Annotated in this window: 7 protein-coding genes; 4 read left to right on the top strand and 3 right to left on the bottom strand. The window is 46.3% G+C overall.

Annotated elements, in window-relative coordinates; genetic code table 11:
* Positions 1-88: 88 nt before the first annotated feature.
* Both ACYIA1_RS16995 and ACYIA1_RS16990 read right to left on the bottom strand, forming a co-directional pair.
* The gene (locus tag ACYIA1_RS16995) at positions 89-1,657 is read right to left on the bottom strand and encodes an ATP-binding protein (RefSeq protein ID WP_347173315.1); all 1,569 of its coding nucleotides are present in this window, start codon (positions 1,655-1,657) and stop codon (positions 89-91) included.
* 133 nt (positions 1,658-1,790) lie between these two features.
* Positions 1,791-3,458, bottom strand: coding sequence for a nucleoside kinase (locus tag ACYIA1_RS16990; protein WP_122382714.1), 1,668 nt, complete (start codon positions 3,456-3,458; stop codon positions 1,791-1,793).
* A gap of 83 nt (positions 3,459-3,541) precedes the next feature.
* On the opposite strand from ACYIA1_RS16990, the gene ACYIA1_RS16985 reads away from it, so the two are divergent.
* From ACYIA1_RS16985 to ACYIA1_RS16970, 4 genes are all read left to right on the top strand, one after another.
* Positions 3,542-5,227 carry a Na/Pi cotransporter family protein gene (locus tag ACYIA1_RS16985; protein WP_005863486.1) on the top strand — a complete coding sequence of 562 codons (1,686 nt, stop codon included), beginning with the start codon at positions 3,542-3,544 and terminating at the stop codon, positions 5,225-5,227.
* Positions 5,228-5,303: 76 nt separating this feature from the next.
* A complete protein-coding gene (locus ACYIA1_RS16980; RefSeq protein ID WP_480336034.1) occupies positions 5,304-6,686 on the top strand; it encodes a S41 family peptidase in 1,383 nt (460 codons plus the stop codon).
* A gap of 11 nt (positions 6,687-6,697) precedes the next feature.
* Positions 6,698-7,873, top strand: a complete 1,176-nt coding sequence (nagA, locus tag ACYIA1_RS16975) for an N-acetylglucosamine-6-phosphate deacetylase (RefSeq protein WP_009016701.1) — start codon at positions 6,698-6,700, stop codon at positions 7,871-7,873.
* A 56-nt stretch (positions 7,874-7,929) separates the two neighbouring features.
* Entirely contained in the window at positions 7,930-8,943 is a 1,014-nt protein-coding gene (locus ACYIA1_RS16970; protein ID WP_048927003.1) for an AI-2E family transporter, read from the top strand.
* 16 nt (positions 8,944-8,959) lie between these two features.
* Here the strand turns inward: ACYIA1_RS16970 and porW are convergent, their stop codons facing one another.
* The gene (gene porW, locus ACYIA1_RS16965; protein WP_480336031.1) at positions 8,960-12,520 is read right to left on the bottom strand and encodes a type IX secretion system periplasmic lipoprotein PorW/SprE; all 3,561 of its coding nucleotides are present in this window, start codon (positions 12,518-12,520) and stop codon (positions 8,960-8,962) included.
* Positions 12,521-12,527: the final 7 nt, after the last annotated feature.

Raw genomic sequence — 12,527 nt, 5'->3', positions numbered from 1 at the left:
CTTACTTTGCCGATGAAGTATATCTTCTCCGGGCATAGGATATATACTTCATCCGCAAAGTAAGTATATATGGATAAAACAGGCTTTTTTATCCTACCAGCCATCGTTCTATATTCCGGGTCTCTGAGGAGAAGTTCGCGCCGATCTTGATCACTTGCCGTTTATCAGCGGCGAAGGGTAGGGCATAACCTTTCTCCTCGATCTGCCGCAGAGCCTCCTCTGCGGTTCCGTTCAGCTTGAACTCCATGATATAGACGTAGCGGTCGGTTTGTAGGACGAGGTCGATGCGTCCGTTCGAGGTGTGGTATTCCACTTGCGTGTACAGTCCGACCAGCTTGAAGACGATGAAGAGCACGTTGCGGTAATGCAGCTCCGTGTCCCGTTCCGGGTTCCGGCCAATAATCGCCTCGTAAGAGGTATCGGCGAAGAAGCTTTGTAGGCGGTGGAAGAAGGCGTCGTAGTCTCCTGCCCGTACCTCTCTCACAAAGCGGCCTATCTCGAAAGGAGACTTCGAGGCTTGAATGTTCGTATAGAACGGCAGTAAGTATTTCATGAAACCCTCCTCTACCTCTTGGTTCGGGAAACCTAAGCGATAGATCTTGAATTCCGGCTCGTAATCCTTGATCGTGAGGTATCCGCTTTGGTAGATGACGGGGATGGGATTGTTCGAAGCGGAGTCGATGCTGTTCAACACATCGGCGTCGGTCTCGGTGTTGGCCATGTCGTACAGGTCGTAGTTCGTTCGTTTCAGCAACTCCACCAAGTAAGTGGGCGTGCCCGTCTCGAACCAATAATCGCTGAGCCGCATATACTTGAAGGTATTCAGCAGGCTGAAAGGGTTATAAATGCCCGGTCCCCCGGCCACGAAATGATAGCCGTCGTACCGTTTCCGTAGCAAGGATCGGGCCTCCTCGTATGTCCGCTCAAGGGCAGAGGCCAACGTATGGATGCCCTCATCGAAATGCGTACGCAGCTCCGTTTCCGTGATGCCGCAAATGGCGGCGTAAGGCTCCCGCATGGATATATCGTCCAGATTGTTGAGGTCGCTGAAGACGCTTACCTTCCCGAACTTGGTCACGCCGGTCAGCAGGGCGAAGCGTATGGCCCTGTCCATGGTCTTCAACACACCGTAGAAGGGTTTGAGCATGTTCCGGAATCGGTTTTGCGTCTCCTCGTCGTGCAAGTTCTGTAGCAAGGGCTTGTCGTACTCGTCGATCAGGATCACGGCCCGCTGTCCGGTTTTGCGGTAGGCCCGGTCGATGATTCCGGCGAAGCGGAGGGGCAGGGTCTCCTCGGTAGGCCGTGTCCCATACTCCTCCTCATATCTGGACAAGGTATCATTTAATATCTTATACAAGCTGTCAGGGGCGTCGTAGTGGGAGATATTCAAGTCGAAATGCAAGATCGGATGCTTGGTCCACTCTTTCTCCAGCTTCTCCATGGCCAGTCCCTCGAACAGCTCCTTTTTCCCTTGGAAATAGGCCTCCAGCGTGGATAGCAGCAGACTCTTCCCGAATCGACGCGGGCGGCTGAGGAAATAGTAGCTTCCTGTTTTCACCAATTGATAGATCAAAGCGGTCTTATCAATGTAGAGATAGCCGTCCTTGCGGATTTTCTCGAAGTTCTGTATGCCGATGGGGTAAATAGTCTGGTTCATATCGTCTTGTGTTTAATGTGACTCATGGACAAAGATACAAAAAAAACACGTACGTGTTTTCAAAAAAAGACGTACATGTTTTCGGAAAAACACGTACGTCTTTTTTTAAAGGCTTTATAGAGTATGATTCTACCTAGTACTTGAAGCTTCCTCCCCCCAAGAATTCACGGAGCAAGGAAGTTCCGGGAAGTTCCTCCGTCGGGATGTAATTAAAGTAGCGGAGGAAACGGAGCAAACGATACGCCTCCGCATTCGCCTTACTACTCTCCGGCACTTGTGCGAGGATCGGTTCCGCGAATTTGCGCAAGGCGGCCAGCTCATACAACATGGCGCTGTTAAACATAGCGTCCGCATTCTCCTGATAGGGAAAGATCCATTTGTCCTCACCCCGGCGAACACTCGGCCAACGGTTGATCGTATCTTCCGCCGAATATCCCCTAAAGCGATAATCCCGGATGATACGGCGCAGCAGGCGATTGTCCGTCGTGGGTATCCAGTTGTGGTTATCCAAGGAGATAGAGGTCAAGACCGAGACATACACCCGATACTTATATTTATCGTCGATAAACTCCGTCAGCTCCGGATTCAAGGCATGGATACCTTCTATCACCAAAATAGAGTTCTCACGAAGTTTAAGCTTCTTCCCTTTGAAAACCCGTTGGCCGGTCTCGAAATTAAAAGTCGGCAGCTCGATCTCTTCCCCGGATAACAACTTCTTCAAATCCTTATTAAAATAAGGTAAATCCAGCGCATACAAAGATTCAAAATCATACTCGCCATGCTCATCTTTCGGTGTATCTTCCCGATTCAAGAAATAATCATCCAAGGAAATTCCTACCGGATGAAGCAGGTTAGTCGTCAATTGTACTTGCAAACGCTTGCAAAACGTAGTCTTTCCCGAAGAAGAAGGGCCGGAGATCAAGACGATACGGATGCCCTCTTTATATCCATCGGCGATCTTTTCGGCGATCTTGGCAACCTGTTTTTCCTGCATCGCCTCAGAGACAAGGATTATATCCTGAGAGCGGCCTTTCTCTATCGCTAAATTCAAATCCCCCACATTATCTAAGCCGACAGTCCGCTGCAATGTAAGGTGTTCCTTATAAGCCTCGAACATCTTATCCTGCTTGATGACAGGCTGCAATTCCATCGGATCGGTCTGCTTCGGGATACGGAGCAAAACGCCATCCATATACGGTTCCAAGTCAAACAATTGGATATAGCCGGTCGAAGGGGTTAAACAGCCATAAAAGAAGTTGATATAACCTTCCAACTCATAATAAGAGGTATAAGGCAATCCCGCCGTCTCTATTAAGCGAGCCTTATCATTCATACCCCGCTCCCTGAACAATACGGCGGCATCCACCGTACGGACACTCTTATGGAGGAAAGGAAGATCCGCGTCAATCAACTCCCACATACGTTTCTTGATCTTCTCGATCGTCTCCAGATCGATGTTCTTGCCGTTATGGATCACGCAATAGTAACCTTTCGACACCGGATGTTCCAGATTTAAGGTCGCCGTCGGCCAAATATCATACACCGCCTTGGAAAATATATGGCAAAGCGAGCGGACATAGGTTCTCAATCCGGATAATTGAGTATAGTCGATAAATTCGATATCCTTCGGTTGCCAGCAACGGAAGTTCAAGCTTTCCGTCTTATTATTCACTTGCGCGTTCATCGGCCTGTACCGAAGCGGAGCGCCAACCGCCGTATAAATGTCCAACAACGAAGAACCAATGGGTACATCCTTGTAGGTATTATTATTTTTGCAGTAAATTGTTATTGTCTCAGACATACTATCTCAGTTATTATTTGTAAATTCGCCCCCTAAAGTTAGGAATATTAATCGGATATACAATCCACTTAAACGTAATTTAAATGGACTATTCTTTTTTTGATTTTCTCCGGCTGATCGGCTCCTTGGCGCTGTTCTTGTACGGAATGAAGATCATGAGTGAAGGGTTACAAAAATTTGCGGGTGACAGTTTACGACGAATACTAACCGCGATGACCACGAACAGAGTAACCGGTATGCTCACCGGGGTGTTAATAACGGCTCTTATCCAATCATCATCGGCTACGACAGTTATGGTCGTGAGTTTCGTGAATGCCGGACTCTTGACATTGACCCAATCCATCGGAGTCATTATGGGTGCTAACATCGGAACCACGGTAACGGCATGGCTTATCTCCGCCCTCGGTTTCAAGGTCGATATCGCCGCATTCGCCCTTCCCCTTTTAGCTTTCGCTCTCCCACTCTTCTTCTCAGGAAAAAGTTCTCGTAAATCAATTGGTGAATTTGTTTTTGGTTTCGCATTCCTGTTCATGGGGCTTCAAAGTTTAAAGGCAAACGCCCCGGACCTCGGAGCGAATCCGGAAATGCTGGCTTTCGTGCAGAATTATACGGATATGGGATTTTTCTCCATCATCTTGTTCTTATTCATCGGAGCGATCTTAACCATGATCGTACAAGCCTCCGCCGCCACGATGGCTATTACATTGATTATGTGCGCCAACGGCTGGATCGATTACCATTTGGGAGTCGCTTTGGTATTAGGCGAGAATATCGGAACCACGATTACGGCCAACTTAGCCGCATTAACCGGAAACACACAAGCACGACGAGCCGCGTTAGCGCACCTTGTTTTCAACGTTTTCGGTGTCATGTGGGTTTTGGTGCTCTTCTACCCTTTCACGAATGCCGTCTCATGGTTTGTTACCCATGTAATGAAGGTCAGTGATCCGGCTGTGGCGGTATCCTTTAAACTGGCAGCGTTCCACACTGCATTCAATATCAGTAATACTTTCATTATGATCTGGTTCGTAAGCTTGATCGAAAAGACCGTATGTACGCTTATCAAGCCCAAGGTGGAAGACGAGGAATACCGCCTTCGCTATATCACGGGAGGTATGTTATCCACCGCCGAGCTTTCCATCCTACAAGCTCATAAAGAAATCTCATTATTCGCCGAGCGTACGGCTAGGATGTTTAATATGGTGAAAGAATTATTCTACGAGAAGAATGAGGAGACCTTCCTCAAGACTTATAGCCGCGTCGAGAAATACGAGAATATCAGCGACCGCATGGAGATCGAGATCGCGAATTACTTGACTGAAGTATCGGAAGGCCGTTTGAGTTCTGAAAGTAAGGAAGAAATCCGTATCATGCTACGTGCCGTCTCGGAAATCGAGAGTATAGCGGATTCTTGTAATAACCTTGCCCGAAGTATCAAACGCAGAAACGAGTTCAAATCCGAATTCACGGAGGAGCAAAACAAGCACTTGGATCATATGTTCGAGCTGGTATCCGGGGCGTTAAATCGCATGAACCTAATTTTGCATAAACCGGAACTCGTACATGATGATATCAATCCTTCTTATAATATAGAGAACGAGATCAACAACTATCGTAACCAGTTGAAGAGCCGGAATATCGAAGATATCAACAATAAGCTGTACCAATATCAAGATGGCGTTTATTACATGGACATGGTTAGTGAAAGTGAAAAGCTGGGCGATTATGTATTAAATGTTGTTCAAGCGGTTATCGAGAAGAAAATATAGCGTATATTTGTCCTTAACAATATCAACAGCCCTTTTCCGTTATTGAGAGAAGGGCTGTTTTTAATATATATCCACTATGAATTATAAATATTATACGATCGTTATCCTTGGCCTTTTAGCATTCTCCGCTTGCGAGAAAGATGATATTGACATTCCGGCAACCGACAATGAAGTGAATCAATGGATCAAGCAAACGATGCGAGAGAATTATCTTTGGTATTCCGAGTTACCGGATAAAAGTTCCTTGGACATTAGTCTTGATCCGGAGGCCTTCTTCAAGGGCCTGTTATCCGATAAAGACGGGAAAGATCTTCCTGAAGGTCATCATTACTTTTCCCAATTAGAGAAAGCGACCGTAACAAAGAGCATTTACGACGCGAACAACTCATATGGATTCGATTTCGCGACTTCCAACCTTAAAGACGGAGGCAGTACCTATAAAATAGCCATTGTCCTTTATGTATTAAAGGATTCACCCGCCGAAGAAGCCGGATTGAAACGGGGAGACTGGATACTTGGCGTAAACGGTTCTTGGGGTACTATCCAAGATTATGACATATTGAGGAACGGAGGCAGCGTATCCCTCCAACTAGGAGAAGTCCAAGGAAATGGCAAAGGAATAGTCCCGACACGGATAGTCACCCTAAACGCATCCCGAACGGTAGAAGACACCCCATTCCTAAAAGATTCCGTATACACATATGGCAATAAGCGAATCGGCTATTTGATGTACAACCATTTCGCCTCCGGACCGGATGAATACGATTATAGCGACACTAGTTATAATCTTTATTTGCAACAACTCTTCGAAAAATTCAAAAGCCGCAACGTCAATGAGTTCGTACTTGATTTACGCTATAATGGGGGTGGGCTTGTCAATTGCGCCCAATTACTGGCTTCGCTATTAGTCCGTGAAAACGTTTTAGGAGAACCTTTATGTATCATGGAGTATAACGATAAAAACTCCAATAAAAATGAGACCTTGCCTTTACTCAAAACGACCGAGGTCATGGCGGGAAACTTAAACCTACAACGGCTATTTGTTTTGACAGGTTCAACTACGGCTTCTGCCTCCGAACTTATCATTAACTCGCTACGATCCTATATAGACGTTCGGGTTATCGGTAAGCAGACTTTTGGCAAGACCGTCGGTATGACGATCTACAATGAATCTAAAAAATATGGCTGGATACTTTCTCCCGTCACTTTCCATATTTATAATAAGGATCGGGAAGCTGATTATGAAGACGGATTTCATCCCGATGTAGCTATTGATGAATTCAAGAGTGATCTAGCTGAATTCGGAGATTTGAAGGATCCTTTATTAGGACAAGCTATTTACGAGATAACCGGCCAGTCACCACTCTTACGATCCGCTACCCCGAGGGGCAACCGGGAAATCCAATATAATCCCCCGTTGTCCTATAAGGATAACTTATTACTGATTCCAAAAGACTAAAAACAAAATATATGGAAAGCGCATTTCTTAAAATCATAAACGCAAAAGTATTAACTCCTTCGGGCCTCCTACCAAACGGGCAAATCATCATCTCGGATGGGAAAATAGTGGAGATCACCGGGCAAAACCGGGAGATTCCTCATGCGGAGATCATCGACGCAAAAGGATATTATGTGGCTCCCGGCTGTATCGACACGCATGTACACGGCGGCAACGGACATGATTTCACGGAAGCTACCCCGAAAGCGTTCTATGCGATCACAAGAGCACATGCTTTACAGGGAACAACGGCTTTATATCCTACATTGGCAGCGGCCCCTATCGAGACCTTCCGGGAAGCGATCAAGACCTGCGAGCACATCATGAACCACCCGGAACAGGGGGCCCGTATCATGGGATTACATCTTGAAGGCAACTATTTGAATATGGCTATGAAAGGCGGACAAGACCCTAATTATATTTACCCGCCCGATCCCCAAGAATATAAGGAATTACTAAACAGTACCCAATGTATTAAACGCTGGAGCGCCGCCCCCGAGCTTGACGGAGCTTTGGAATTCGGTAAATATGCGTCAGCTCATGGTGTGTTGGTTTCACTAGCCCACACCACAGCCGATTATCTCCAAGTGAAAAAAGCATACGAAGCCGGATTCACCCATGCTACCCACTTCTACAATGCCATGACTTCCGTCCATAAAGACCGTGAGTATAAACATGAAGGAACGGTAGAAGGTATTTATCTCATGAAAGATATGACCGTTGAAGTTGTAGCCGATGGTATCCACGTACCGCCAGCAATCTTAAAGTTGGTATATCAAATCAAAGGGGTAGAACGTACCTCCTTAATCACGGACGCAATGGCCGCCGCCGCTTGCGATAACGGTACGGAACATTTTCCGGACTCCCGGGTAATTATTGAGGAAGGCGTATGTAAATTAGCCGATCGCTCAGCTATCGCGGGAAGTATAGCTACCGGAATCCGTTTGATCCGTACCCTAGTCGAGAAAGCGGAAATTCCATTGCACGACGCTGTTCGTATGGCTTCCGAAAGCCCGGCCCGCCTAATGGGTATTTTAGACCGTAAAGGAACATTGGAGAAAGGAAAGGATGCCGATATCATCATTTTCAACAACGATATAGAGATTCAAGAGACCTTCATCGAAGGTAAACGGCTCTCCAAAGAATAAGAAATCCAATAAACAATGACTTCTCCTATCTTGTTTTTAGATAAATAAGGGCATGAATGTATATGGAAAACGTAAAAGAACATTACTGGAGATACTCATTGATCACCATTATATTAGGACTAGGGGTAATTCTATTTTTTAAGATTACCCCGTTTCTTGGAGGTATACTTGGAGCATTCACCATCTATATATTGCTGCGTGGACAGATGTTCCATCTGACAGAAAAGCTAAATATGAGACCGGCTTTTGCAGCTTTACTGTTACTGGGGGAAACAATCTTATGTTTCTTAATCCCAATCACATTGGCGATCTGGTTGGTAATCAACAAAACTCAAAATATTAATTTAGACCCGACTGTACTGCTAAATACAGGCCAACATATAGCGGATCTAGTTCAGGAAAAGACCGGGTTTGATGTACTGGATAGAGGAAACTTATTAAAAGCGGCCTCTATACTCCCACAAATCGGACAGTTTTTAGTGGGTAGCATAAGCAGTTTCGCCGTAAATGTCGTCGTCTTGATTTTCATTCTGTACTTCATGCTGATAGGCGGAAGAAAAATGGAAAACTATCTATACACCTTATTCCCCTTCAGTGATCAAAACAAGGATGAGGTACTCAACGAGATCAATATGATCGTAAAATCAAACGCCATAGGTATCCCTCTTTTGGCGGTTATACAAGGTATCGTAGCGGTGATCGGTTACTTTATCTTTCAGACTCCCGATCCGCTGTTATTTGGGTTTCTCACTTGTATCGCTACGATCATTCCCATTGTAGGGACCGCATTGGTCTGGGTTCCGTTGGCGGCTTATATGGCTTTAAACGGAGATTGGGTACATGCCTTGGGATTGACTATTTATGCCTTGCTTGTCATTACGAACGTCGATAATCTGATTCGTTTTATCCTACAAAAGAAGTTGGCGGATATACATCCGTTAATCACCGTCTTCGGAGTCGTAATCGGGTTGTCCTTATTCGGATTTATGGGGATCATCTTCGGGCCGTTGTTATTATCCTTATTCCTTCTTTGTATAGATATCTTCAAGAAGAGCTATTTGGATAAATAAAGAGTATCTACAGCAATTAACGCTTCCGGGCCTTTTCCCGGGCGGCCTTTTCCTTTTCCCGCAAGGCTTCCTTGCGGGCTTTTTCTTTCTCTTTCAATTTTTGCTTGTATAAGCGTTCCTTCTCCTTACGTTCTTTTTCTTTCTCTTTCAAGCGTTGCTTATAAGCACGTTCCTTTTCCTTACGAAGGTCCTCACGAGCTTTCAGTTTCGCCTTACGGTCGGCTTCCGCTTGTTTCAGCTTGGCCTTGCGATCAGCTTCCAACTGTTTCTCTCGATCAGCCTTCGCTTTCAACAGGGCACGTTCTTCCTCCGCTTGCTTCTTGAGAAGTTCTTCCTGTTCTTTCGCTTTCTGCTCACGTAATTCCTTATCCGCCTTTTGCTGGGCCTCGAAAGCCTTACGAGCCTCTTCCTTGCGGGCTTCTTCTTCGGCAGCTTCCCGTTTACGGATCTCTTGGATTTCTTTCAAGGTCATGCCTTGATCCTCAACCGCCGGCTGAACAACAGGAACCGTATCCTTACGAAGGGTATCGACAGGCTGGATCTCCGGTTTGTCAAACGCAGGGACCTCAATCGTATCCGGGACGACTGGTATAGCGGGCTGTCGAACAGGTTCTTGAACAGGCCGTTGTTCCTCCTCCGGCTCTGTAACAGGTTGTTTTTCCGGTTCAACTTCTGGTTTCAATTCATCTGCCTCTTCCGGCACTTCGGCTTCTTCCTCCGTGATCATTTCATCTTCAGTCGCCTCCTCCTCCTTAGCGGCTTCCATACGGGCTTTCCAACGACCTGCCAGATCCGGTAATTCCTCACCGAAGCTCTCATCGAAGAAGGTGATATATTCATCCAAGGTCTTGCCGCGCATCAAGGTCTCATAATTATCATCAGAGATCGGTAACACGGCAACCGCTTTATTCAAGGCCGTAGCATAGCCATCCTTACCGTATATCATCTTATAATATTGGATAATCTCGTCAAAACTAATAAATCCTTTAATCGCCAGCATACTGATCGGGCCGGCCTGCTCCAAAGCCAAATCAAACTCTTTTACCATGAAGTTCGCGAAGTTATAAGCGGCGACAGCGAATAGCAACTGGTTCTGATCTACGCTACCCGTAGGATATACCAAAAGCATCTGATAAGGCGTGTTCCGTTCCGGATTAAATACACGGGCCGAATCCTCGGCAGATAACATACCATCCTCGCCCAAACCGAATCGTAAGTTCCAACTCAGACCTTTCACACCCCCCTGCACCAAGGCACGTCCCCGAAGAACACCTTTCAACATCTCCCCGGCCAGTTCCGTGACATCCGCGTTCGGATACTTCTCGACCAGCGCTTTCAAGGCATTCTTAAACCCTTCCGCATCCCCGGCCTGCACATATGATAACGCATCCAAGAACATGAATTTAGGCATCAACGTAGCCAATGGATATTTCTCGCTTACGTACCGGAAACTCTTACGTACATACGCTGTATCGCTCTCCAGATAGCGGTCGTAAGTAGCTTGATAGATCGAGTCTTGTACCACATCCATCATGCGGATATTATACTCGTAATTCGGATCAGCCACAGCTACCGCATAATCGCTTTCCGGGAAGGCATTCATTAGTTTATTCTTATACTCGGTAGCCAACGCTGTATTTCCGGTTTTCAAGGCCATCAAATATACTTGATAATAGCTCTCCAAACGGTGCTCATTATCCGGGAAACGGCGTTCCAAATTCTCGAACGCCTCGACAGATAAGGGGATATCCTCCAACTTATCCTTATAGATCATCGCCATATTGTAAAGACCGTCTATAATAATAATGTTAGAAGCGTCTATATCCTCTTGCGTGAAAGGTAGCTGCTGTAGATAATACTCACGGGTATGCGGATCATCGGCGGCAACAGCCGGCAGATCACCGCCTATCGAATCGGTCGGCAACGGCTCACCGTCCGGCCCTACCATTTGGGTGGAATCTCCCTCGGCCAGCATCTCCTCATCCAGATTCTCATTAAAGGTAGAGAGTTCCTTCTTACGGCGGCGCCAGTGATCTTCCAACGGACGACGTCCCCATTTACGCTGGAACTGTGTCTTTCCTTGCGCTACGGTCTGAGGGTTATAGAAATAGAAAGACGCTCCACCGGACGCGTTCGGCAAGACAACAACGTTGGTTTCCGTACCGGGACGGTCGATTCCGGTGCCTTTCGCTTCCTGCTCGGCCAGATAAGCCTCCTTCTCAGCCAAGGCTTTCGCCTCTTCCTCTTCTTTCTTTACCTCCTCAATCTTCTTATCGATAATCGCTAACCGCTCCGCTTCCGGTAATTTAGCCAAGGCTTGCAAACTGTCTTGAAGATGGACCGCTTCTACATGCACGACCAATTCATCCAGAATCGCCGACAATTTAGAAACCCGTTCATAATCCCTGTATTCCTTTTGAATTCCGGCTAAGGCTCCGCTAAAGCAAGGTTGCGCTTTCACGTAATCCCGCATCGTAAAATAGATATCTCCCAGCTTTATCTGGCAGATCGCCTTATCCATTCCATTCAATGTACTCTTATCGATACCGAGTTGATAGTTCTTTATGGCATTCACCGTATCTTCCCGGCTGAGGTATACATTTCCTAAAGCATAGTATACTTGATCCAGATAATCCTTATTCTTCTGGCTTTTCGCCATTTTCTCGAGCATCTTCACCACTTTCAAGTAATTCGTACCCGAGAATACTTCTGTCTGACGGATACGTGAGGCAAATTCCAACTCATACGGAGGATTCGAACGGGCTACCTCACCAAAGGTCTTATAAGCCAAGCCATCTAATTCTTGATCCGCATAGATTTGTCCCAAAAGATACTTCATCCGGGTACGTTGCTTCCGGTTTTTCTCCGCCTTGATAGCGGTCTTCAGATAAGGGATGGCATCCTCGAACTGCCCGTTCTTGATCAAATAATCGGCATACACCGCCGCATATTGCTTCAAAGCGGAAGCAGGAATACCGTTCTTGTTCATCTTATCCAAGATATCCTCGGATTCATAGAACCAACCCATCTCGGAATAACAACGGGCTTGCCACAAACGGGCCTCGGCCACGACCTCCTCGTCCTTCGCGTAATGACGGGCTATATAGGAGAAGGTAGCGGAGGCTTGCAGGAAATCGGCATTGTAGAATTGCGCCTGTCCCATGATCAGCCAACTATTCTTTAAGAAAGGGTTATATTCCTCTTGTTCTTGGATAGCACGTAGTTTGGGATTATTCCGCCAGCCCGGTTTCTTGGCCGGTTTCGCTTTTATGGAGTGTAGTTTAATAGCTTTATTACTTTTCTCGATCGTCCGGTCGAAAGGGCCGCCCGGCTCGGCTTTGTCTTTAGGCTGGGCGCTAATCGGATACATATAGATCCTGTCGGAATAGTTCTCTTTATATCCGTCCTGTTGGCTTTTCAGTGCCTCGTCAAACGCTTGTTTTCCATTGAAATAAATATTATAACGGGTCGTAAAGGCATGATAAAAACGGCTCGCTTTCGTGTTCTTCTTCGTGCTGCACGACCAAAGCAAGAGTACCGTTAATAACGCCACTATGTAGTAAAACCCTTTTTTCATTCTTTAA

The organism is Parabacteroides sp. KHUB-02, assembly GCF_056640955.1.
This window is presented reverse-complemented; position numbering and strand designations above follow the sequence as displayed.